The 23,788-nt window shown below is 68.5% G+C and carries 18 protein-coding genes and 3 pseudogenes; 13 read left to right on the top strand and 8 right to left on the bottom strand.

Translation table 11 applies throughout. The features are described 5' to 3' along the window. Nucleotides 1-56 precede the first annotated feature (56 nt). The 4 genes and pseudogenes from E4A48_RS03830 to creD form a co-directional block, all read right to left on the bottom strand. Nucleotides 57-1,139: a DUF3616 domain-containing protein gene (locus E4A48_RS03830; protein ID WP_039005397.1), complete on the bottom strand. Its 1,083-nt coding sequence runs from the start codon at nt 1,137-1,139 to the stop codon at nt 57-59. Between the two features lie 118 nt (nt 1,140-1,257). Next, entirely contained in the window at nt 1,258-2,145 is an 888-nt protein-coding gene (locus tag E4A48_RS03825; protein WP_039005398.1) for a carbon-nitrogen hydrolase family protein, read from the bottom strand. Beyond that, entirely contained in the window at nt 2,142-2,735 is a 594-nt protein-coding gene (locus tag E4A48_RS03820) for a GNAT family N-acetyltransferase (protein ID WP_142741918.1), read from the bottom strand. Before E4A48_RS03820 ends, E4A48_RS03825 begins: the two co-directional genes overlap by 4 nt. Before the next feature lie 135 nt (nt 2,736-2,870). Further along, nucleotides 2,871-3,589: pseudogene (gene creD / locus E4A48_RS03815) on the bottom strand (cell envelope integrity protein CreD); the annotation flags it as partial. A gap of 410 nt (nt 3,590-3,999) precedes the next feature. On the opposite strand from creD, the gene E4A48_RS03810 reads away from it, so the two are divergent. Beyond that, the gene (locus E4A48_RS03810; RefSeq protein ID WP_039005400.1) at nt 4,000-4,821 is read left to right on the top strand and encodes a C1 family peptidase; all 822 of its coding nucleotides are present in this window, start codon (nt 4,000-4,002) and stop codon (nt 4,819-4,821) included. Between the two features lie 97 nt (nt 4,822-4,918). Here the strand turns inward: E4A48_RS03810 and E4A48_RS03805 are convergent. Together E4A48_RS03805 and E4A48_RS21420 are read right to left on the bottom strand one after the other, a co-directional pair. Continuing rightward, nucleotides 4,919-5,195: pseudogene (locus E4A48_RS03805) on the bottom strand (ATP-binding protein); the annotation flags it as partial. Between the two features lie 51 nt (nt 5,196-5,246). Then, nucleotides 5,247-5,444, bottom strand: coding sequence for a response regulator (locus E4A48_RS21420; protein WP_409975457.1), 198 nt, complete (start codon nt 5,442-5,444; stop codon nt 5,247-5,249). A gap of 120 nt (nt 5,445-5,564) precedes the next feature. Here E4A48_RS21420 and E4A48_RS03795 point away from each other — a divergent pair, with 120 nt between their 5' ends. Further along, nucleotides 5,565-6,422, top strand: coding sequence for a 23S rRNA (adenine(2030)-N(6))-methyltransferase RlmJ (locus tag E4A48_RS03795; protein WP_039005402.1), 858 nt, complete (start codon nt 5,565-5,567; stop codon nt 6,420-6,422). 51 nt (nt 6,423-6,473) lie between these two features. Here E4A48_RS03795 and E4A48_RS03790 read toward each other — a convergent pair whose 3' ends face one another. Both E4A48_RS03790 and E4A48_RS03785 read right to left on the bottom strand, forming a co-directional pair. Then, nucleotides 6,474-6,707, bottom strand: coding sequence for a DUF1963 domain-containing protein (locus tag E4A48_RS03790; protein ID WP_039005403.1), 234 nt, complete (start codon nt 6,705-6,707; stop codon nt 6,474-6,476). A gap of 133 nt (nt 6,708-6,840) precedes the next feature. Next, a complete protein-coding gene (locus E4A48_RS03785; RefSeq protein ID WP_039005404.1) occupies nt 6,841-7,770 on the bottom strand; it encodes a cation diffusion facilitator family transporter in 930 nt (309 codons plus the stop codon). A 115-nt stretch (nt 7,771-7,885) separates the two neighbouring features. On the opposite strand from E4A48_RS03785, the gene E4A48_RS03780 reads away from it, so the two are divergent. The 11 genes and pseudogenes from E4A48_RS03780 to E4A48_RS03730 all read left to right on the top strand — a co-directional run bounded on the left by E4A48_RS03780 (nt 7,886) and on the right by E4A48_RS03730 (nt 23,617). Further along, nucleotides 7,886-8,428: a GNAT family N-acetyltransferase gene (locus tag E4A48_RS03780; protein WP_039005405.1), complete on the top strand. Its 543-nt coding sequence runs from the start codon at nt 7,886-7,888 to the stop codon at nt 8,426-8,428. Nucleotides 8,429-8,550: 122 nt separating this feature from the next. After that, entirely contained in the window at nt 8,551-12,270 is a 3,720-nt protein-coding gene (gene mfd, locus E4A48_RS03775) for a transcription-repair coupling factor (RefSeq protein ID WP_142741917.1), read from the top strand. Between the two features lie 391 nt (nt 12,271-12,661). Further along, nucleotides 12,662-12,982, top strand: coding sequence for an STAS domain-containing protein (locus tag E4A48_RS03770; RefSeq protein ID WP_142741916.1), 321 nt, complete (start codon nt 12,662-12,664; stop codon nt 12,980-12,982). Between the two features lie 13 nt (nt 12,983-12,995). Continuing rightward, nucleotides 12,996-15,053 carry a chemotaxis protein CheA gene (locus E4A48_RS03765; RefSeq protein WP_142741915.1) on the top strand — a complete coding sequence of 686 codons (2,058 nt, stop codon included), beginning with the start codon at nt 12,996-12,998 and terminating at the stop codon, nt 15,051-15,053. A gap of 241 nt (nt 15,054-15,294) precedes the next feature. Beyond that, nucleotides 15,295-15,793: pseudogene (locus E4A48_RS03760) on the top strand (methyl-accepting chemotaxis protein); the annotation flags it as partial. Nucleotides 15,794-15,803: 10 nt separating this feature from the next. Then, on the top strand, nt 15,804-17,795 hold the full coding sequence (locus E4A48_RS03755) for a methyl-accepting chemotaxis protein (RefSeq protein WP_142741914.1): 1,992 nt from the start codon (nt 15,804-15,806) through the stop codon (nt 17,793-17,795). A gap of 88 nt (nt 17,796-17,883) precedes the next feature. Next, a complete protein-coding gene (locus E4A48_RS03750) occupies nt 17,884-19,833 on the top strand; it encodes a methyl-accepting chemotaxis protein (protein WP_142741913.1) in 1,950 nt (649 codons plus the stop codon). Nucleotides 19,834-19,842: 9 nt separating this feature from the next. Beyond that, nucleotides 19,843-20,376, top strand: a complete 534-nt coding sequence (locus E4A48_RS03745; protein WP_009592275.1) for a chemotaxis protein CheW — start codon at nt 19,843-19,845, stop codon at nt 20,374-20,376. Between the two features lie 56 nt (nt 20,377-20,432). Next, nucleotides 20,433-21,686 carry an EAL domain-containing response regulator gene (locus E4A48_RS03740; RefSeq protein ID WP_142741912.1) on the top strand — a complete coding sequence of 418 codons (1,254 nt, stop codon included), beginning with the start codon at nt 20,433-20,435 and terminating at the stop codon, nt 21,684-21,686. Nucleotides 21,687-21,699: 13 nt separating this feature from the next. Further along, a complete protein-coding gene (locus tag E4A48_RS03735; RefSeq protein ID WP_039005412.1) occupies nt 21,700-22,506 on the top strand; it encodes a CheR family methyltransferase in 807 nt (268 codons plus the stop codon). A gap of 31 nt (nt 22,507-22,537) precedes the next feature. Continuing rightward, nucleotides 22,538-23,617 carry a protein-glutamate methylesterase/protein-glutamine glutaminase gene (locus tag E4A48_RS03730; RefSeq protein WP_142741911.1) on the top strand — a complete coding sequence of 360 codons (1,080 nt, stop codon included), beginning with the start codon at nt 22,538-22,540 and terminating at the stop codon, nt 23,615-23,617. Nucleotides 23,618-23,788 lie beyond the last annotated feature (171 nt).

Below are 23,788 nucleotides of genomic sequence, written 5' to 3'. Positions count from 1 at the left end.
GCGACGGGGCTTTTCCGGTAATGCCCGTCGCGACTGAAGTCGCTCCAACAAATATCCTAACGCAGCAGATCGCCGTACACGACGCATTCGCCGTCGCTGCGCGCCGGGCCCGGCGCGTCGTACAGCACCAGCCAGCTCGGCGCGCCGCCGGACAACGCCGGCGGCAGGTTGCAAAGCGCTTCGGCGCGGTCGCTGTCCTCACCGTGCGGCAGCACCAGCGACTTGACCAGCTCGCGCTGGAACCGCACCGGTGCGCGGTTGGCGGCCAGCGCCGCGCGCGCGCCGGGCCAGCGGAACAGGCGCATCTCACCGTTCAGCACCATGGTCGGGCCGGCCAGCAGGTAAAGGTCCTCGCCGTGGAAATGCAGGTCGCGCACGCCCAGCCCGCCCAGTTGCAGGAAATGCTTGCGCAGCAAGGTGCCTTGTGCGTCCAGCGGCACCAGCCGCAGATGGTCGTGGTGCGCCTCCACCGCGATTTCCAGCAATCCGGCCCAGCCGCGCAGCACCGGGCCGCGCAGGCCCAGCAGCAGGCGCTGGCCGTCCACCGCCATGCCTTCGATATCGAAGCCGTTGTCCTTGCCGGGAATCTTCAGATAAGCGCCGAAGTGTGGATCGTCTTCGAGCAGCAAAGTGAGTTGGTTGTGCCTGGCGTCGCCCTTCAGCCGCAGCGCGCGGCGACCGTCGGCGGCTGCGCGCACCAGCTGCGGCGCGCCGTCGGCATCGCGCTCGATCGGCAGGCAGGCGAGCAGGCGCCGGTTGGCGTCGAGCTTGAGCTTGGCCAGGCGCTTGCCGTTGGCGGCGTCGTCGCGATCGGGCGTGGCGTTCTTGCGCTTCATGCCGTGCGAGCCGACCACCCACAGGTAGCCCGGCGACAGCGCCATGCCTTCCAGGTCGGCCTCTTCGTCGTGGTCGCCGGGTAGGTCGAGCAATTCGCCGAGGGCGAAACTGCGGCCCTCGCCGAAGCGCAGCGCCTCCTCGCCGAGCGGCGCCAGCGCGTGCAGGCGATCGACCGCGCAGGCTTCGTCGCCGGCCACCCACAGCCAGTCATCGGTGAAGGCGGCGCCGGACAGGTTGGCGTGGACCAGCGCGCCTGGCGCGAATTCCAGGCGCACGGCGTGCGGCAGCAGGGTCTTGGGCATCAAAGCGATACACCGGTAGCGGATCGAAAGCGTAGCAAAGCGCATCGCGCGTTCGGATCGCGTGTGCTGCGGTGGCGGTGCGCGGCGTGTTCGCGGCAGCGCCAGGCGCGCCGCAGCCCTACTCGAAGCCGGCCAGCTCCGCGCGCACGATGGCCGGGGCCAGCTGACCGCGCCAATCGCGGTCGTTGGCGACCTGGGCGCGGGCGCGGCTGGCCTCGAACGCGGCGAAGTCCAGCTCGGCGAGCGCCCAGACCTGTTCGCCCTGGGTCTGCGCCACGATGCCGTCGGCCGGGAATCCGACATCCATCGGCGCGTAGATCGCCGCCTCGCCGGTGTTCACGTTCAGCGCCGGGCTCCACTCGGCCAGCCCGGCGGTCACCGACCGGGCGACGAAGATGCGGTTCTCCAGCGCACGCGCCAGGCAACCGATGCGCACGCGGGTGGCGCCGGCCTCGGTGTCGGTGCAGCTGGGCACCACCAGCAACCGCGCACCGGCCTCGTACTGGGCGCGCACCGGCAGAGGGAACTCGCTGTCGTAGCAGACCGCCACGCCGGCGCGCACGCCCTCGCCCGCCGCGAACACTTTCAGCGCGTCGCCGCGGTCGATCAGACCGCTGGCCTTCTCGAAGCCGGTCAGCTGCAGCTTGTCCTGCCAGCCGTGGCGGCCGTCGGGCGCGAACCAGTAGGCGCGGTTGCGGTAGCGCCCTTCCCCGCTGGCCAACAGGAAGCTGCCGGCGAGCAGATGCAGGCGATGCCGCTGTGCCAGCTGCGCGAACAGCGCCAGATACTGCGGGTGCAGCGCCTGGATCGCCGCCAGCGAGGCCGGCAGGTCCTCGGCCACGGCCGCAGGGAAGCTCGTGGCCAGTTCCAGCGCCAGGTATTCGGGCAGCACCGCCAGCTGCGCGCCGGCCTGCGCGGCCTGGCCGATCAAGGCCGCCTGCTTGTCGGCGAAGGCGGCGAAATCGACCGGCGCGCCGATCGGGTACTTGGCCACGGCGATCTTCATACGGCGGGCTCCAGCGGACGGGTCCAGAAACTCAGGGTATGCAGAATCTCGCCGCGGTCGATTTCGTCCCACGCCAGCTGCATGCGCAGCGACGGTTGGCGAACGTAGCCGCGCTTGTGCCAGAACGCGTCGTTGCCGCGGTAGCCGGGCGGGCGGCGCAGATCGTCTGGAGCGCGGTCCACCGCGCAGAACGCGGTCAGGGCGAAGCGGCCGAGCGCGCGCGCATGCGCCTGGCGATGATCGAAAAAGGCATGGCCGACGCCGCGGCCGCGATACGCGGGCACCAACACCGATTCGCCGAAATAGAACACGTCCGCTACCGCGATGGCGCTGGCGGCGAAGGCCTCGGCGTCGTCACCCAGCGGCAACCCGGTGGAGGCGCCGACCACGCGCTCGCCGTCGCGTGCCAGCACGAACACGCTGTCGGGCGAGGCGTCGTAGGCAGACAGGTAGTCGCGCTCGTGGTCAAGGTCGCCGGCGTACAGATAAGGCCAGTCGCGGAACACGGTGATGCGCAGCCGCGCGACATCGTCCAGGAACGGGGCGATCTGCGCGCCGCGCAGGCGCTGGATGGGAAGCGGAGCGTGCATCGGTGAACTCTATCGCAGGCGTTTGCGTGGCGCTGCCGGCTTGGCGATGATGCCCTGATGCCCTGGTCGTTGCGGCGTCTTGCAGCCAGCCTCGCGGTGTGTGCCGACATGGCGGGATCCTGGTCGCGTGCCGGTTCAGCGCAATGCCGCGCCGAGTTCGTACCAGTCGATCTTGCGGGTGATCCACATGATCGCAGCGAGGATGCCGAACAGCAGCAGCGAGCCAATCAGCAAGGCGTTGTCTTCCGAGGACAGCAATCCGTACAGCGCGCCGTACAGCACGCTGAACATGCTGGCGAAGCCTGCAGCGCGGGCGCGGTTGCGCAATACCCCGCCCAGGTAGAAGAACTGCAGGCCGATGCAGGCCATTGCCGAAAGCAGTCAGGCCTGCCGGAACGCGATGTACTCGGACAGGCTGAGCAGCAGCAGGAAGAAGATCGCCAGCGCCAGGCCGACCGGCAGGTAGTGCAGCGGATGGATCGGCAGGCGCTTGATCAGCTCGAACAGGGCGAAAGCGACGAAGGTCAGCACCACGAACAGGATGCCGTACTTGCTGGCGCGATCGGCCTGGGTGTAGACATCGACCGGATCGACCAGGTCCACGCGCAACGCATCGATGTCCTCGCTGCCGGAGGCCAGTTGTCCCTGCGCGCCGGTGGCAAGCGACGAGAGTGCCCAGCTGGCCTGGAAGCCCTGTTCGGTGATGCGCCGCTGGTTGGGCAGAAAGCGGCCGCCGAGCCACGGCGAGCTCAGCGCGATCTGGTTGTCGTCACCAACCGGCACGATGACAGGCACTGGGTGCCGTCCAGCACGAACTCCATCTCCACAGCAGCGGAATCAGCAGCAACAGGATCAATCCGCCGATGGTGGCGAATCGCAGGACCAGCCTCAGGGATTTCATCGACGGTCCTCGGTGATGGAGGACGCCAGGGTGCCGCCGCTGCGTGTGTGGGGTTTGAGGCGAAGTTGAGGTGAGTGTGAAGTCGGAGCGTGAGCGCGACAAAGTTGAGATCTGCGATGAACGCCCATACCCCGCTTCGGTTCCGCGATTGCCACTTCGCGCACTCACCGCGCCTGCAGGCGCCCAACGAGGAACATGATGCCGCGTTTCGATCCGATTCAGATAGTGACCGGACCGCTCGCACCTGCCTTTCCGGACTGGTTTCGATCACTTGCCTAACGCAACCGATCGCCGCCTGCCTGATTGCTGCGGTACGGCCCACGAAACGCGTGCCCCCTTTCAATCCACCCACAGGAAAACTGCATGGCTCTGCATCGCCCAATCACTTCCGGCCTTTTCGGCCTGCTCGCGCTGTCGGCATTTGCGCTCGCGCATGCGCAACCGCACGGCATGGGCCTGAAGCCTTCCGCCTCGGTGCAGAAGGTGCTGCCGCTGTTCGCCACCGATGAGGAACGTGCCGAGCCGCTGCCCAAAAGCGTCTCGCTGAAAAAGTGGGCGATCGAACCAGGCAACCAGAAAGAGGTTAACGCCTGCGCATCGTGGGCGACCGCGCATACCCTGGCTGGCTGGTATGCAAAGGCTAGCGGACAGACCGTCACCAAGTTCGCGCCGATGTACCTGTACACGCAGGTCAACGGTGGAGACGACAATGGTTCCAGCCTGCAAGCGCCGCTGGACGTCGCCCTGTCCCAGGGCATCGATACGGAACGCCATTACTTCCAGGGCGGCTACGATTACCTGACCCCGCCGACCAAAGAGGAGCATGAAAACGCCGCCAAGCACAAGCAGCCTTTCCAGTATCAGACGATCTTCGAGAACTGGAGCGGCATTGGCGGTGGCAGGCCGCTGATCCAGCAGATCAAGGCGGCGCTCGCCAATTCCACGCCGGTCGCCATCGGCTTCCTCCCGCGCGAGGGCTTCAGACACCTCACCCCCAGCAACGCAGTGGATTACGACGACAGCAGCCCGATCCTCGGAGGTCACGAGGTCATCGCCCTCGGTTACGACGAAGAAGGCCTGCTGATCGAGAACAGCTGGGGCACCGGCTGGGGCGACAAGGGCTTCGCTAAGCTCGCCTGGTCGGTGGTAGCCAAGGACGTGGTAGTGGCGGCGGTCGCCTACTAGCCTACGCGCCGCTGGGCTGCGGCGATCCCGCCTTGCCGCAGCGGCCGCTGACAGGCGCTGCGCAGTGCCGGCATGCCGGCACTGCGTTGGCTTCACCAAGCAGCAGGCGCGCCAGCGCGCCGCCGCACACGCGGTTGCGCAGACTGGCCTCGCCGCCGTGCAGCCGCCCCACTTCGCCACGAACGGCAGGCCCAGGCCGGAACTGCGCTGCCCGGACGCCGGCCGTGCCAGCGAATAGAAGCGCTCGAACACCCGCTCCAGCGCGTAAGCGGGTACGCATGGACCGGCACCTCCACCAGCAAGGCGATGCGCGCGTCCGCGTCGCGCTCTGCACGCAGCACCACCGTGCCGCCGGCGGGCGAGAACGCGATCGCGACCAGTTCGCGCGGCGAGAACGGTTTGGCGATGTAGTCGTCGGCGCCCAGTTACAGGCCGAGCACGCGGTCGATCTCGTCGTTGCGCGCAGTCAGGAAGATCACCGGCACCTGGCTGAAGCGGCGCAGTTCGCGGCACACCTCGAAGCCGCCCAGGTCCGGCGGGCCGACATCCAGCACCACCACGTCGATGCCGCCGGCGCGCGCCGCGCCTGCGCCCGAGCAGGCCGTGCCGCACCTGCTGCGCAACGCGCACAGCACCTTATCGGCGATGGCGGTTCGTCCTCGATGACGAGGACACACGGGGCGGCGGGCGCACACATGGCGCGCAGCGTAGCCGCAACCCCCGCCCGCCCGTACACTGCCGCGATGAACTATCGCCACGCCTACCACGCCGGCAACCATGCCGACGCGCTCAAGCACACCGTGCTGCTTGCCCTGATCGATGCGCTCAAGCGCAAGGACAGCCCGTTCTTCGTGCTCGACACCCACGCCGGGCGCGGCCGCTACCTGTTCGCCGCCAGCGAGGCGCGCAAGACCGGCGAGGCCGCGGCCGGGGTACTGAAGCTGATGGGCCAACCAACCTTGCCCGAGGTGCTGGAACGCTACCTGCGCGCGGTGCAGGCCGACAATCCGGTCGGTGCGTTGGTTGCCTACCCTGGCTCGCCGCTGCTGATCGCCCAGGCCATGCGCGAACAGGACCGGCTCGCCGCCTGCGAACTGCAACCCGAGGAAGCGGCCGAACTGAAGGCGCTGTTCGGCAACGACCGCCGCGTGCAGGTGCATGCCGGCGACGGCTATGCGGCGATCAAGGCGTTCGTGCCGCCGAAGGCCGGCACGGCCAAGATCGGCCGCGGCCTGGTGCTGATCGACCCGCCCTACGAATCGCAGGACGCCGAATACCCCCTGATCGCCGCGGCCCTGCGCGAAACCCTCACCCGCTGGCCGCAGGCGATGTGCGCGGTGTGGTATCCGATCAAGCAGCGCCGCAGCCTGCAGCCATTTTTCCGCAAGGCCGCGGCGATGCCGGCCACCTCGGTGCTGCTGGCCGAGCTGCAGGTGCGCCCGGACGATTCCCCGCTGCGGCTCAACGGCAGCGGCATGCTGCTGCTCAATCCCCCCTGGCAGTTCGAGCAGGCGCTGGCGAGCGCGCTGCCGGCGCTGAAGGCGCACCTGGGCGAAGCGGGCGCGTCCACCCGCCTGGAGTGGCTGAAACGCGAGGAGTGAGGCGGCGCTTGCGGCATCCCGGCACGTCGCAAGCGCGCGCGTAGCACTGGCTCAATCGCAATCCAAGTTGTAGGCGACCCGGCTGAAATCGCCGCGCCGCAAGTTGGCCGGATCGACGAAGAAGTTGGCGATGCCGCTGTCGCGCCACATCATGTGCTCGTCACTGTCCAGCTGCAGCAGCACCTGCGCATCCTGCGCGGTGCGCGGACCTTGCTGGGTGAACTCCGGGTAGCCGCCGAGCTTGTGCCCGCTGCGATTCAAGGCGGCGTACAGCGCCTCGTCCACGGCGTCCTGCGGCAGCGCATGGCGTGCGGCATCTTCGCCAGATCGACCTGCGCCAGCAGGGCCGGCGGCTGACCGCGGGCATCGCATGGGGTTGTCGCCGACGATGGGCCGGGCGCCACTGTAGCGACGCCGCTCAGCTGCCGGAAGCGACCGCGGCGGCGCCCGGCTCCGGCTCGAAGAAGCTCCAGCGCACCGTCGGAAACTGCTGCTTCAGGCCGCGCTCGATGCAAGTGATATCGGCGAGCAGCGCCGCCGCGTCGTGCTTCTGGCGCAGCGTCGCCTGCACCGACACCATCACGTCCTCGCCGAGCTGCACAGCGACCAGGTGGATCACCCGCTCGATCTGCGGCTGCGCCTGCAAGAACGCATGCAGTTGCCGCTGCATCGCCGGGTCCACGCTTTGCCCGATCAGCATCGCCTTGATCTGGATCGCCACCAGCACCGCGACCACGATCAGCAGCGCACCGATGGCGATGGTACCTAGCGCGTCCCACAGCGGATTGCCGGTCAGCACGGTCAGCAGCACCGCGGCCAGCGCCAGGGCCAGGCCGAGCAAGGCCGCCAGGTCCTCGCCGAAGATCACGATCAGCTCGGCCTGGCGGCTTTCGCGGAACCAGGTCCATAGCGAACGCCCACCGCGCACCTTTGCGATCTCCTGCAGGCAGCTACGCAGCGACACGCCTTCGGCGACCAGCGCGAACCCGAGCACGCCCACCGCCCAGCCCCAACTGCTCAGCGGCTCGGGCTGCAGCAGCTTATGCACGCCTTCGTACACCGAAAACATGCCACCGATGCAGAACAGCATCACCGCCACCAGGAACGACCAGAAGTAGATGGCGCGGCCGTAGCCCAGCGGATACTCGGCGCTGGCCGGGCGTTTGGCCTGGCGCATGCCCAGCAGTAACAGCAGTTGGTTGCCGCAATCGGCCAGCGAATGCACGGTCTCGGCCAGCATCGCGCCCGAGCCGGTGGCCAGCGCCGCCGCACCCTTGGCCAGGGCGATGGCCAGATTGGCACCGAGTGCGAAGAAAATGGCGCGCCGCGAATCGCCGCTGCCGGACATGGCCTATCCTCATCGAAAAATCGTGCACAGCGTAGGCAAACGCGGTGAGCGCTGCGTTCACGGCATCCGCCCTTGGTAATGCGAGAATCCAGGCTCCGTCGAGGATCGTCCGGCAATGGCTACCCGCAACCGCATGCCGCCGTGGCATGAAAACTTCACCCTGCCCAGCGGCCGCGAGCTGCTGATCCGGCCGATCCGGCCGGAAGACAGCGCACCGCTGCAAGGCGCCTTCAGCCTGCTCGGGCCGACCGAGATCCGCGAACGCTTCCTGCATTCGGTGCCGGAACTGACCGCAGACATGGCGCAACGGCTGACCCATCCCAATCCGAAGACGGAACTGACCCTGGTCGCGGCCGAACCGCTGCCGCCTGGCGAAGCGGTGGTCGGCGCGGTGGCGCGCGCGGCGATCACCCCCGGCACCCGCGAGGCCGAGTACGCGATCCTGGTCAGCAGCTTCGTGGCCGGTCAGGGCCTGGGCCGGCAGCTGATGCGCAAGCTGGTCAAGTGGGCGCGGCGCAAGTACCTGGACCGGCTCTACGGCGACGTGCTGGAAAGCAACCTGCCGATGCTGCAGCTGGCCGAATCGCTGGGTTTCCGGCCGATGCCGCACCCGGACACCCCGGGCCTGGTGCGGGTAGTGCTGGAACTGGGCAACTAACCCCCGCTCCCCGCCACCGCACACCCGTAACCGCCGCGCCACGCTTTTCCGAGTCCCGAGTCCCGAGTCCCTGGTCCCTGGTCCCTGGTCCCTGGTCCCGAGCTTGCTAAACTAGTCGGTCCATGGCGCCTCTTTCCTTCCCCGTTCCGCCGCTGCCCAAATCCGGCCAGCTCCGCGCCTTCTGGCGCGCCCCTGCGTCCTCGACCGCGCTGGCATGGCACATCGCCTGCGCCGCCGCGGCGCATCGCGGGCCGCTGCTGGTGGTCGCGCGCGACAACCAGAGCGCGCACCAGATCGAGGCCGACCTGCACACGCTGCTGGCCGGCGACGGCAGCCTGCCGGTGGTGCCGTTCCCGGATTGGGAAACCCTGCCCTACGACCAGTTCAGTCCGCACCCGGACATCATCAGCCAGCGCCTGTCGGCGCTGCACCGGCTGCCGACGCTGCAGCAAGGCATCGTGGTGGTGCCGGTGCAGACACTGATGCAGCGCGTGGCGCCGCTGCGCTACATCGTCGGCGGCAGCTTCGACCTGCGCGTGGCCCAGCGCCTGGACCTGGAGGCGGAAAAGCGCCGCCTGGAAAGCGCCGGCTACCGCAACGTGCCGCAGGTGATGGACCCGGGCGATTTCGCGGTGCGCGGCGGCCTGCTCGACGTGTACCCGATGGGCGCGGACACGCCGTTGCGGATCGAATTGCTGGATGAGGACATCGACTCGATCCGCGCCTTCGACCCGGAATCGCAGCGCTCGCTGGACCACGTGCAGGAAGTGAAGATGCTGCCCGGCCGCGAAGTGCCGATGGACGATGTCAGCGTGGAGCGGGTGCTGGCCACGCTGCGCGAACGCTTCGACGTGGACACCCGGCGCAGCGCGCTGTACCAGGACCTGAAAGCGCGGCTGGCGCCGTCGGGCATCGAGTACTACCTGCCGCTGTTCTTCCAGGAAGCGCGCAGCGCCGGCAGCGCGGCGCGCGATGCCACCGCCACCTTGTTCGACTATCTGGGCGAGACGGTGCTGCCGCTGCTCGCGCCGGGCGTGGGTGCGGCGGCCGATGCGTTCTGGGCGCAGACCCAGAACCGCTACGAGCAGCGCCGCCACGACGTGGAACGCCCGCTGCTGGCGCCCGAGGAGCTGTATCAGGCGCCGGACACGTTGCGCGAAAAGCTCAACGGCCTGCCGCGCATCGAGGTGTGGGCCGCCGACCACGCGCGCATCGAGGACGCGCAGGCGCTGGGCGACCAGCCGCTGCCGCCGCTGCCGGTAGCGGCCAAGGACGCCGCCCCGGCCGAGGCGCTGAAGAGCTTCCTCGGCAGCTACGCGGGCCGCGTGCTGATCGCCGCCGACTCGCCGGGCCGCCGCGAAGCGCTGCTGGAAGTGCTGGCCGCAGCGGGGCTGAAGCCCGAGGTGATCCCAAACTTCGCCGCATTCCTCCCTTCTCCCACCGGGAGAAGGTGGCGCGAGGCGCCGGATGAGGGTACGACGCTCGCGGCGTCTTCATCGAAGAAAGCTGCTGCTTCGTCTGCTTCTGTCTCTTCCACAGCTGCACAGAAAAAGCAGGTCGCGAGCGGTCGTACCCTCACCCCAACCCCTCTCTCCCACGGGGACTCCCTTCGGTCGCCGGCGGGAGAGGGGCTCGACTCTGCCGGCGTCGAGGCTATGCCGGCTGCATTCGCCATCGCGGTGGCGCCGCTGGACGACGGCTTCGCCCTCGACGACCCGCACATCGCGGTGCTCACCGAGCGCCAGCTATTCCCCGAACGCGCCGGCCAGCCGCGGCGCACGCGCCGCGCCGGGCGCGAGCCGGAAGCGATCATCCGCGACCTCGGCGAGCTGACCGAAGGCGCGCCGATCGTGCACGAGGACCACGGCGTCGGCCGCTACCGCGGGCTGATCGTGCTCGATGCCGGGGGCATGCCCGGCGAGTTCCTGGAGATCGAATATGCCAAGGGCGACCGCCTGTACGTGCCGGTCGCGCAGCTGCACCTGATCAGCCGCTACTCCGGCGCCTCGGCCGACACCGCGCCGCTGCATTCGCTGGGCGGCGAGCAATGGAGCAAGGCCAAGCGCCGCGCCGCCGAGAAGGTGCGCGACGTGGCCGCCGAACTGCTGGAGATCCAGGCGCGGCGCCGCGCCCGCGCCGGTCTGGCTTTGCAGGTGGACCGGGCCATGTACGAGCCGTTCGCGGCCGGCTTCCCGTTCGAGGAAACCACTGACCAGCTGGCCGCGATCGAGGCCACCCTGCGCGACCTGGGCAGCAGCCAGCCGATGGACCGCGTGGTCTGCGGCGATGTCGGCTTCGGCAAGACCGAGGTTGCGGTGCGCGCCGCATTCGCCGCGGCCAGCGCCGGCAAGCAGGTGGCGGTGCTGGTGCCGACCACGCTGCTGGCCGAACAGCACTACCGCAACTTCCGCGACCGCTTCGCCGACTGGCCGCTGCGGGTGGAAGTGCTGTCGCGCTTCAAGAGCGCCAAGGAGATCAAGGCGGAGCTGGAGAAGGTCGCCGACGGCGGCATCGACGTGATCATCGGCACCCACCGCCTGCTGCAGCCGGACGTGAAGTTCAAGGACCTGGGCCTGGTCGTGGTGGACGAGGAACAGCGCTTCGGCGTGCGCCAAAAGGAAGCGCTGAAGGCGCTGCGCGCCAACGTGCACCTGCTCACCCTCACCGCCACGCCGATCCCGCGCACGCTGAACATGGCCATGGCCGGGCTGCGCGACCTGTCGATCATCGCCACCGCGCCGCCGAACCGGCTGGCGGTGCAGACCTTCGTCACCGCCTGGGACAACGCGCTGCTGCGCGAGGCGTTCCAGCGCGAGCTGGCGCGCGGCGGCCAGCTGTACTTCCTGCACAACGACGTGGAAAGCATCGGCCGCATGCAGCGCGAGCTGAGCGAGCTGGTGCCCGAAGCGCGCATCGGCATCGCCCACGGGCAGATGCCCGAGCGCGAACTGGAACGGGTGATGCTGGATTTCCAGAAGCAGCGCTTCAACGTGCTGCTGTCGACCACGATCATCGAATCGGGCATCGACATCCCCAACGCCAACACCATCGTCATCAACCGTGCCGACCGCTTCGGCCTGGCCCAGCTGCACCAGCTGCGCGGCCGCGTCGGCCGTTCGCACCACCGCGCCTACGCCTACCTGCTGGTACCGGACCGGCGCAGCATCACTGGCGATGCGCAGAAGCGGCTGGACGCGATCGCCTCGATGGACGAACTCGGCGCCGGCTTCACCCTGGCCACCCACGACCTGGAAATCCGCGGCGCCGGCGAACTGCTCGGCGAGGACCAGAGCGGGCAGATGGCCGAGGTCGGCTTCAGCCTGTACACCGAACTGCTGGAACGCGCGGTGCGCAGCATCCGCCAGGGCAAGCTGCCGGACCTGGACGCCGGCGAGGAAGCGCGCGGCGCCGAAGTGGAGTTGCATGTGCCGGCGCTGATCCCGGACGACTACCTGCCCGACGTGCACACCCGCCTGACCCTGTACAAGCGCATCTCCAGCGCCCGCGACAGCGAGCAGTTGCGCGAGCTGCAGGTGGAGATGATCGACCGCTTCGGCCTGCTGCCGGATGCGGTCAAGCACCTGTTCGCGATCGCCGAGCTCAAGCTGCAGGCCAATACCCTGGGCATCCGCAAGCTGGAACTGGGCGAGAACGGCGGGCGCATCGTGTTCGAGGCCAAGCCCGACGTCGATCCGATGACCATCATCCAGATGATCCAGAAGCAGCCCAGGCTGTACGCGATGGACGGCCCGGACAAGCTGAAGCTGAAGCTGCCGCTGCCGGAAGCGGCGGACCGCTTCAACGCCGCGCGCGGCCTGCTGGCGGCGCTGTCGCCGCGCTGACGCCCAGGCCCTGAGCCGCGCGCAGGACGCCTGCGCGCAGCGGCATGCCATCCACCCGGTCGCGCAGCGAGGCTGCGCGCCACGCGAACGCTCCGAAAACGGCCGGCCTCCCCGGCCGTTTTTTGTCGTGCCGGCGCCAACGCGGCGTTGGCACGGCGCATGCATCCGTTTCGGGGTGGCCAAGCGGCGCCCGGTGCAACTGGAATGGGGTGCCGCTCACAAGAATGAACCGCTCATCCTTATCAAGGATTTGCGAGACAAATCTGCAATTGGGCCTAAATATTCCCGAAAAGCGCCGATATCTGCTTACAGCCAATTCCAACCTACTGTTCAGTACCCGCGCCGCGGCCCGGGATTTCGACGTTCCCCCTGCTCGAATCGGAGACATGCCATGCGCTCGAAACTCCCGGACTCCCCGCCCCCGCCGCTGCAACTGAGCCTGGACGGCGACATGACCATCCGCCGCGCCGGCGAACTGAAGCCGCTGCTGCTGCCGGCGCTGGACCACCCCGGCGGCCTGCAGCTGCAGTTGCAGGCGGTCACCGAAATCGACGCCACCGGCATCCAGCTGCTGCTCGCCACCCAGGCCGCGTTGCGCGCGCTGGGCCGGCCGTTCCAACTCGACGGCTGCAGCGCGCCGGTCAACGACGCACTCGACCTGCTCGGCCTGCGCGACACGCTCGCGCCCGGCGCTGGCGACACCTTCCACTGATCGGCGCCAGCTCATGAATTTCGCTCAACTGCTGCAGACCTTCATCGCCGAGAGCCGCGACCTGCTCGAGGATATGGAACGCAACCTGCTGGAAGCCGAACGCGGCGAAGCCGGTCCGGACGCGGTCAACGCCATCTTCCGCGCCGCGCACACCATCAAGGGCTCCGGCGGACTGTTCGACCTGGCGCAACTGGTCGGCTTCACCCACGTGGTGGAAAGCGTGCTGGACCTGGTGCGCGAGAACGCGGTGGCGCTGGATTCGGAGCTGATCCAGCTGATGCTGGCCTGCTGCGACCACATCCGCGCGCTGGTGGAAGCGGCGGCCGGCGCCGAGGCCGACGAAGCGGTGCTCGCCGCCGAAGGCGCGCCGCTGCTGGCGCGCCTGCACACCTACCTGCAACCGGACGCGGCGCCGGCCGCCGCCGCAGTCGCGGCCACCACCGCGGCGCAGACCGGCTACTGGCGGATCTCGCTGCAGTTGTTCAGCGATGCGCTGCGCTTCGGCAACTCGCCGCTGCACCTGATCCGCTGCCTACGCAGCCTGGGCACGCTGGAGGCGGTACGCACCCGCCACGCGCGCGTACCGGCGCTGCCAGAGCTGGATCCGGAAGCTTGCTACCTGGGCTTCGACATCCTGCTGCGCTCGGACGCGCCGCAATCGGCAATCGAGGACATCTTCGAATTCGTCCGCGACGACTGCGAGCTGCAGGTGGTCGCGGTGGATCCGCACGGCGACGCCGCCAACCTGGAGCTGCCGCTGCTGGTGGCCGAGGCCGGCACCCAGGCGCACGCCGACGACTTCGCGGGTTTCGACAGCCCGGCGCCGGCGGCCGCACCGGCGCCCGCTGCCCAGGCCCAGGCCCAGGCCGCGACCGCTCCTGCCGCTGCCGCAGCGCCGGCCGCCGCACGCGCGCAGGATGGCGGCTCGATCCGCGTCGATGCCGACAAGCTGGACCGCATGATCGACCTGGTCGGCGAGCTGATCATCGCCGTCGCCAGCACCGGCGCCAATGCGCAACGCACCGGCGATGCGCAACTGCTCGAATCCACCTCGATCCTGGCCGGACTGGTCGAGGACGTGCGCGAAAGCGCGCTGCAGCTGCGCATGGTCAAGATCGGCGGCACCTTCAGCCGCTTCCATCGCGTGGTCCACGACGTGGCGCGCGAACTGGGCAAGGACATCGTGCTGGTGGTCAACGGCGAGGACACCGAGCTGGACAAGTCGGTGGTGGAGAAGATCGCCGATCCGCTGACCCACCTGGTGCGCAACGCGATGGACCACGGTATCGAGCCGGCCGAGCTGCGCCAGGCGCGCGGCAAGCCGGTGCGCGGCACGGTGCGGCTCAACGCCTTCCACGATTCGGGCAGCGTGGTCATCCAGATCAGCGACGACGGCGGCGGCCTGAACCGCGAGCGGATCCTGGCCAAGGCGCTGGAGCGCGGCCTGATCGAACCCGGCCGCAGCTTGTCCGACCGCGAAGTGTTCGCGCTGATCTTCGAACCGGGCTTCTCCACCGCCGAAAAGGTCACCAACCTGTCCGGCCGCGGCGTCGGCATGGACGTGGTCAAGCGCAACATCACCGCGCTGCGCGGCAGCGTGGACATCAGCAGCCAGCAGGACGTGGGCACCACCATCTCGGTGCGGCTGCCGCTGACCCTGGCGATCATCAACGGCTTCCAGGTCGGGGTCGGCAAGTCGGTGTTCGTGGTGCCGCTGGACGTGGTCGAGGAATGCGTGGAATTCGCGCCGAACTACCAGAGCGACTACATCGACCTGCGCGGCGGGGTGCTGCCATACGTGCGCCTGCGTTCGTTGTTCGGCATCGCCGGCGCGCCGCCGCCGCGCGAGAGCATCGTGGTGATCCGCCAGGGCGCGCAGCGCTTCGGCTTGGTCGTGGACACGCTGCTGGGCGAATGGCAGACCGTGATCAAGCCGCTGGCCAAGGTGTTCGCCGGGGTCAAGGGCATCAGCGGCTCGAGCATCCTTGGCAGCGGCGACGTCGCCCTGATCCTGGACGTGCCCTCGCTGCTGACCCAGATGGAACCGGCGACAGATTCGCTGGCGGCCTGACCCCGTCCCGCACGCCGGTGCCGCCGCGCACCGGCTCACTCCCAGACGCTAGCCAGGAACCGCTGCCATGTCTCATCGCTCCCGGATTGCGACCACATTGTTGACAACGGCGACCATCGCCGTCGCCCTGCCCGCCGCTGCCGCGGCCACGGCCACGGCATTGTTGCTTCCGCTTGCGCAGGGAACGGCGCTGGGCCCGGTCGCGGCCGCGACGCTGGCCTGCGCCGGCTTGCTGGGCTGGGCCGCGCGTGCCGGCGAGCATGGCAAGGGCTTCGCCATGGTCGCCGCGGACGTGCGCAAGCTGGCCGAGCGCAGCCAGGTCGCCGCGCACGAAATCGGCGACGTGGCAGGGTCCAGCGTGGACCTGGCGGGAAGCGCCGGGCGCCCGCTCGACAGGATGGTGCCGTCCATCAAGCGCACCTCCGACCTGGTGCAGGAGATCAGCGCCGCCTCCGAGGAACAGACCTATGGGGTGGGCCAGATCAACTGCGCGGTGATCCAGCTCAACCAAACCACCCAGCAATCGGCGGCCAGCGCTGAAGAATTGGCCGCCACGGCCGAAGAAGTAAGCAGCCAGGCAGAACAACTGCAGGTGCTCATGAACTTCTTCAGGACCGGCGCCGCTCCCGCGGCGGCGACGCGGCTCGACGAAACCGCTTTCGAAACCTTCTGATCCCCGCAACAGCCCACCCCGAAACTGGTCGCCACATGTCCGCGACCCGCCACTCCATCACCCATAGGTACACCGCGATGTCCAACGCCACCTCACTCTCATCCAAACTATGGACTGGCTGCTGCATCGCGGTACTGCTGCCGCTTGCAGCCAGCGCGGCCGGCTTCGCGCTGGCGCTGCCGCCAGGCCAGGTGCTGGCGCTGGCCATCGCCGCGGCGGTCCTGAGCGGCGCGGTGCTCGCCTACCTGGCGTATGCGATCTCGCGCTCGCTGCGGATCGCCACCACCACGCTGAGCCGCTTCGCCCGGGGCGATTTCGAGGCGGTGCTGCCCACCGTGCGCAACGACCAGGCCTGCGAAATCCTGCTGGCGCTGCGCCAGGTGCAGGGCAACGTGCGCCAGATCGGCGACGAGATCGCACGCATGTCGCGCGAGCACGACGCAGGCGACATCGACGCGGTCATCGACGGCCAGCGCTTCGAAGGTGAATTTCGCGCCATCGCCGAGGGCATCAACCGCATGGTCGGCGACCACATCGCGACCAAGAAGAAGGCCATGGCCTGCATCGCCGAATTCGGTCGCGGCAACTTCCAGGCGCCGCTGGAGAGCTTCCCGGGCAAGAAGGCGTTTATCAATGACACCATCGAACAGGTGCGCCGCAACCTACTGGGGCTGATCGCGCAGATGAACCACATGTCCGCCGAGCACGACACCGGCGACATCGACGTGACCATCGACAGCCAGCGCTTCGAAGGCGATTTCCGCAGCATGGCCGACGGCATCAACCGCATGGTCATGGGCCACATCGCGGTCAAGAAGCAGGCGATGGGCGTGGTCGCCGAATTCGGCCGCGGCAACTTCGATGCGCCGATGGCGCAGTTGCCCGGCAAGAAGGCCTTCATCAACGACACCATCGAGCAGGTGCGCACCAATCTGCGCGCGCTGATCCGCGACACCAACCTGCTGGTCGAGGCTGCCGGCGCCGGGCGCCTGGATGTGCGTGCCGATGCCGGTCTGCACCACGGCGATTTCCGCCGCATCGTCGACGGCGTCAACCAGACCCTGGACGCGGTGATCGGGCCGTTGAACGAAGCGCGCCAGGTGCTCAAGGCGATGGAGGACGGCGACCTGACCCGCACCGCCGACGTGGCGTGCCAGGGACAGTTGAAGGAACTGTGCGACAGCATCAACGGCACGGTGGCGCGCCTGGCGCAGGTGGTCGGCGAGGTCAACATCAACGCCGAGGCGCTGGCCAGCGCCTCGGAGGAAGTCAGCGCCACCGCGCAGTCGCTGAGCCACGCGGCCAGCGAGCAGGCCGCGGGCGTGGAGGAAACCAGCGCCTCGCTGGAGCAGATGACTGCCTCGATCGCGCAGAACACCGAAAACGCCAAGATCACCGACGGCATGGCCGGCAAGGCCGCACGCGAAGCCATCGAGGGCGGCGAAGCGGTACGCTCCACGGTTGCGGCGATGAAGCAGATCGCGCACAAGATCGGCATCATCGACGACATCGCCTACCAGACCAACCTGCTCGCGCTGAACGCGGCGATCGAGGCGGCACGTGCGGGCGAGCACGGCAAGGGCTTCGCCGTGGTCGCCGCGGAAGTGCGCAAGCTGGCCGAACGCGCCCAGGTGGCCGCGCAGGAGATCGGCGACGTCGCCAGCTCCAGCGTGGAGCTGGCCGAGAACGCCGGCAAGCTGCTCGACCAGATGGTGCCGTCGATCAAGCGCACCTCCGACCTGGTGCAGGAGATCACCGCCGCCTCCGAGGAACAGACCTCCGGCGTCGGCCAGATCAATGCCGCGGTCGGCCAGCTCAACCAGACCACCCAGCAGGCCGCATCCAATTCCGAGGAACTGGCCGCCACCGCCGAGGAGATGAGCGCGCAGGCCGAGCAGTTGCAGCAGTTGATGAGCTTCTTCCGCACCAGCCAGGCGCCCGCGCCGCGGCGGCCGGTCGCGGTGCCGCGCAACGGCAGGAAGCCGGCACAGGCACGCGCGCGCAGCTACGGCGAGGCCGGGCTGGCGCTGGTGACGGCCCCGGACGAACTGCACTTCGACACCTTCTGAACGGCCGCGACGCCCGCCTGCCTTTCCCGAACACTGACCGCCCGCATTGCGGACGCCGCTCGCATTTCATCCTCAAGAGATCACCTCCGTGTTCGCCAACATGAAAATCGGTACAAGAATCGGCCTGGGCTTCGCCTCGGTGCTGCTGTTGATGCTCGGCATGGGCGTGTTCGCCACCGACAAGCTGGCCCAGATCGACCAGGCCTCGACCGACATGGCCGAGAACTGGATGCCCAGCATCCGCTACGTGCAGCAGATGAACACCAACACCTCCGACCTGCGCGTGGCCGAGCTGCAGCACGTGGTCAGCGAGCGCCAGGAAGAAAGGGCCAGGCTCGATCAGGTGATGGAACACCTCCTGGCCGACTACGCGAGCAACCGCGACCGCTACGTCAAGCTGATCTCCTCGCCCGAGGAAAAAGCCGACTACGACGACTTCGCGCACAAGTTCGACCAGTACCTGGCGCTGCACAAGCAGGTGCTGCAGCTGTCGCGCGACCTCAAGACCCGCGAGGCGATGGCCCTGCTCAACGGCCAGCAGCAGACCCTGTTCGACGATTCCTCGGCGATCCTGGACAAGCTCGTCGAGATCAACGTCAAGGGCGGCGAAACCGCCAGCGCGCAGGCCGATGCGCAGTACGCCAGCGCGCGCAGCTGGATCATCGGCGTGCTCGCGGCGTGCGTGCTGCTCGGCGCCGGCATTTCGGTGTTCATTGTGCGCGGGCTGATGCGCCTGCTCGGCGGAGAGCCGGCCTACGTGGCCGAGATCGCCAACAAGGTGGCGCAGGGCGACCTGGCGCTGGAGGTGAAGATCCGCGCCAACGACAGCGTCAGCGCGCTGTACGCGATGCGCAGCATGGTCGAGCGGCTGAAACTGGTCATCGACGGCCAGCGCCGCGTGGTCCAGGCCGCCAATCGCGGCGACTTCTCCGAGCAGGTCGCCCTGGACGGGCTGGCCGGCTTCCAGCGCGAGATGGGCCAGGGCCTGAACGATCTGGTGCAGACCAGCGGCGACAGCATCCAGGACGTGGTGCGGGTGATGGGCGCGATGGCCGAGGGCGACCTGACCCGGAGCATCGACAAGCACTACGACGGCGCCTACGCGGAGATGAAGAACTACGTCAACGACACCATTGCGCGCCTGTCGCAGGTGGTCAACGAGGTCAACGGCAACGCCGAATCGCTGGCCAGCGCCTCCGAGCAAGTCAGCGCCACCGCGCAATCGCTGAGCCAGGCCGCCAGCGAGCAGGCTGCGGGCGTGGAAGAGACCAGCGCCGCGATCGAGCAGATGACCGCCTCGATCGGGCAGAACACCGAAAACGCCAAGGTCACCGACGGCATGGCCAGCAAGGCCTCCAGCCAGGCCATGGATGGCGGCGAGTCGGTGCGCGCCACGGTCGTGGCGATGAAGCAGATCGCGCAGAAGATCGGCATCATCGACGACATCGCTTACCAGACCAACCTGCTGGCGCTGAACGCGGCGATCGAGGCGGCGCGCGCCGGCGAGCACGGCAAGGGCTTCGCCGTGGTCGCCGCGGAAGTGCGCAAACTGGCCGAGCGCGCCCAGGTGGCTGCGCAGGAGATCGGCGATGTCGCCGGTTCCAGCGTCGAGCTGGCCGAGAACGCCGGCAAGCTGCTCGACCAGATGGTGCCGTCGATCAAGCGCACCTCCGACCTGGTGCAGGAAATCACCGCGGCCTCGGAAGAACAGGCCTCCGGCGTCAACCAGATCAACACCGCGATCGGCCAGCTCAACCAGACCACCCAGCAGGCCGCGTCCAATTCCGAGGAACTGGCCGCCACCGCCGAGGAAATGAGCAGCCAGGCCGAGCAGCTGCAGCAGTTGATGAGCTTCTTCAAGCTCGGCGGCAGCGCAGCGCGGGCGCCGCGCCGCGCCACGCCTGCCGCCGCCCCGGCGCCGCGCAAGCCCGCGCAGTCCGCGCGTGGCCCGGCGCGCAAGCCGTTCGTGCATTTCGCCGATGGCCAGCTCGCGCTGACCGGCGACACGCCGGACGAAGCCCATTTCGAAACTTTCTGAGGACAGGCCATGACCACTTCCGCAGCGCCCGTGCCGTTCGGCGCCACCGATCTCGCTCCGAACCAGTTCCTGACCTTCCTGCTCGGCAAGGAGATGTTCGGCGTCGGCATCCTCGGCATCAAGGAAATCATCGAATACCGTACCCCGACCGACGTACCGATGATGCCGCCGGCACTGCGCGGGGTGATCAACCTGCGCGGCGCGGTGGTGCCGGTGGTGGACCTGCAGCAACGCTTCGGCCGCGCTGCCAGCGAGGTCACCAAGCGCACCTGCATCGTCATCGTCGAAGTCGCCAACGGCAACGAGCGCCAGGTGCTGGGATTGCTGGTGGACGCGGTCAGCGAAGTGCTGGAGATCGCCGCCGACGACATCGCCCCGGCCCCCGCGTTCGGCGCCGGCATCCGCCGCGACTTCATCCACGGCATGGGCAAGGTCGGCGAGCGCTTCGTGATCCTGCTCGATGCCGACGCAGCGCTATCCACCCAGGAGTTCGTCGCCATGGCCGGCATCCCGTCCGGGGTCGAGGAAGGCATCGCCGCCTGAGTTCCCCGCGTGGCGCACCGCGCCGCATCCCGCCCTTGTCCAACGACGGAATCCACATGCCGCTCGCCCAAGAAATCGCCACGCTCAGCCAGTTCGGCACGGTGCTGATCGTGGACGACAGCCAGGTCCAGCGCGAACATGCGCTCGCCCTGTGCCTGCGGCTGGGCGCGGTGGCGGTGGAAGGCGTGGCCGACGGCCATGCGGCGCTGGCGCGGGTGATCCAGGGACCGGCGCCGGGGCTGCTGATCGTGGACCTGGAAATGCCCGGCATGGACGGCGTACAGTTGCTCGACGCGCTGGCCCGCTGCAACGTGCAGGTGCCGATCGTGGTCGCCTCGCAACGCGGCGCGGCGCTGATCGAATCGGTGCTGCAGGTCGGCCGTGCCAGCGGCCTGCAGGTGCTGGCCGGCCTGGAGAAGCCGCTGCGCGCAGCCGAACTCGGCGCGGCATTGCAGGCGCACCCGCAGCCCGCGCCGGCCGTGCGCCACGACGCCAGCCTGGGCGGGGTGACCGACGCGGCGATGCTGCACGAAGCGCTGCGCCGCGGCGATATCGAAGTGGCGTACCAGCCAAAGGTGGACATGCGCAGCGGCGAGGTCAGCGGCGTAGAAGCCCTGGCGCGCTGGCGGCATCCGCAGAACGGGCAGATCGCGCCGGACCGCTTCATCGCCCTGGCCGAACGCGAAGGCCTGATCCACGCGCTGACCGCCAGCGTGGCCAACCAGGCGATGGCACGGCTGGCCACCTGGAAGCAATCCGGCTTGCGCCTGACCCTGGCGATCAACCTGTCGCCACGCCTGCTACAGGAACCGGGACTGCTCGACGAACTGCACAACCAGCTGCGCCGCCACGGGCTGGTGCCGGCCGACGTGATCCTGGAGATCACCGAAAGCTCGCTGGTCGAGGCCAGCGCGCTGGGCATGCTGGCGCGGTTGCGGCTGCAGGGTTTCGGCCTGTCGCTGGACGACTACGGCACCGGCTTTTCCTCGCTGCAACAGCTGACCCGCATCCCTTTCACCGAACTGAAGATCGACCGCATCTTCGTCCACGACGCGCACCGCAGCCGCAATCTGCGCACCGTGCTGGAATCAGCACTGGGCATGGCCCAGCGGCTGGGCCTGAGCACCGTCGCCGAAGGCATCGAGACAGTCGAGGACTGGCAACTGCTGCAGGAACTCGGCTGCGACCTGGGCCAGGGCTATCTGCTGGCGCGGCCGATGGGCGGAGGCGCGCTGACCACCTGGCTGCTCGAGCACCAGACACGGCTTCAGGAACACGGACCCGCTTCGACGCAAGCGCCGCACCACTAACTCGCAGACCATCATGACCAGCACCGACACCATCACCGAGCAGGAATTCGGCAAGTTCCAGCGCTTCATCTTCGACGCCGCCGGCATCACCATTTCCCCGGCCAAGAAGGCGATGCTGTGCGGGCGCCTGGGCAAGCGCCTGAAGGCGCACTCGCTGCAGACCTATACCCAGTACATGAAGCTGCTGGAAAGCCGCGAAGGCAGCAGCGAAGTGCAGACCGCGATCGACCTGTTGACCACCAACGAAACCTATTTCTTCCGCGAGCCCAAGCACTTCGAACTGCTGCGCAAGCTTGCCGGCGAGCACAAGGGCAACGCACCGTTCCGCATCTGGAGCGCGGCCAGTTCCACCGGCGAGGAAGCCTACAGCATGGCGATGGTGCTGGACGACGCGTTGCAGGGCCGCGCCTACGAAGTGGTCGGCACCGACATCAGCACCCGCGTGCTGGCCAAGGCGCGCACCGGCCACTATCCGCTGCAGCGCATCGAGCACATGCCGCCGGCGCTGCTCAAGCGCTACTGCCTGAAAGGTCGCGGCGAATACGAGGGCAGCCTGCTGATTGACCGCAAATTGCGCGACAACGTGCGCTTCCTGCACGCCAACCTCAATGCGTCGCTGCCCAACCTCGGCCAGTTCGACGTGATCTTTCTGCGCAACGTGATGATCTACTTCAACGGCCAGACCAAGCGCGAAGTGGTGGCACGGGTGCTCTCCGTGCTCAAGCGCGGCGGCATCTTCTGCATCGGCCACTCGGAAAGCCTCAACGACGTCAACAACGAGGTCGTGCAGGTGGCGCCGTCGGTGTACCGCAAGCCATGAGCAGCGCTGCCGCTTTTCAAAGGAACCACCGATGACGACGACGATCAAGGCCATGGTGGTCGACGATTCGGCGGTAGTGCGCCAGGTGCTTGTGGCGGTGCTCAACGAAGCGCCCGGCATCGAAGTGATCGCCGCGGCCGCCGATCCGCTGCTGGCGATGGAAAAGATGCGCCAGCAATGGCCGGACGTGATCGTGCTGGACGTGGAAATGCCGAAGATGGACGGCATCACCTTCCTGCGCAAGATCATGAGCGAGCGCCCCACCCCGGTGGTGATCTGCTCCACCCTCACCGAGAAGGGCGCGCGGGTGACCATGGACGCGCTGGCCGCCGGCGCGGTGGCGGTGGTGACCAAGCCCAAGCTCGGCCTGAAGCAATTCCTCACCGACTCGGCCGACGAACTCGTCGCCACGGTGCGCACCGCCGCGCGCGCCAACGTCAAGCGCCTGGCGATGCGCAGCGCCGCGGCGCCGGTGGAAGCGGAGGTCAGGTACACCGCCGACGTGATCCTGCCGGCGCAGGGGGGGCGCCCGTTGGCGCAGACCACCGAACGGGTGATCGCGATCGGCACCTCCACCGGCGGCACCCAGGCGCTGGAGGAAGTGCTGACCGCGCTGCCGCGGGTCAGCCCCGGCATCGTCATCGTCCAGCACATGCCGGAGAAGTTCACCGCCGCGTTCGCCGCACGGCTGGACAGCCTGTGCCAGATCGCGGTGAAGGAAGCGGCCAACAACGACCGCGTGGTCCCGGGCCGCGCGCTGATCGCGCCCGGCGGCAAGCACATGCTGCTGCGCCGCAGCGGCGCGCAGTATTTCGTCGAAGTGGTGGACGGGCCGCCAGTGAACCGGCACCGGCCGTCGGTGGACGTGCTGTTCCGCTCCGCCGCGCGCGCCGCCGGCGCCAATGCGCTGGGCATCATCATGACCGGCATGGGCGACGACGGCGCGGTCGGCCTGCTGGAGATGCGCCAGGCCGGCGCGCGTACCGTGGCCCAGGACGAGCAGAGCAGCATCGTGTTCGGCATGCCCAAGGAAGCGATCAAACGCGGCGGCGCGGAGAAGATCCTGCCGCTGGGATCGATGGCGCGCGAGATCGTGCAGCAGCTCGGCTAGCCGGCGCTCCACGCCACGCGGGGCGCCTGCCTACGCCGCGCTGGGCGGCGGCGGGCGGCGTTCGCTTTTTAAAACAAAACTTACGTGCGATACCGAACCGGCACGCGCAGGACGGGCGGCACTTCAGCGGCAATCGACGCGAGCGGTGCCCACCCCATCTCCAGCAGCTTG

It is taken from the genome of Xanthomonas translucens pv. cerealis (genome assembly GCF_006838285.1).
GTDB classification, from domain to species: Bacteria; Pseudomonadota; Gammaproteobacteria; order Xanthomonadales; family Xanthomonadaceae; genus Xanthomonas_A; species Xanthomonas_A cerealis.
Note: the sequence above shows the minus strand (reverse complement) of the source record. Positions and strands in the feature narration are given on the sequence as shown.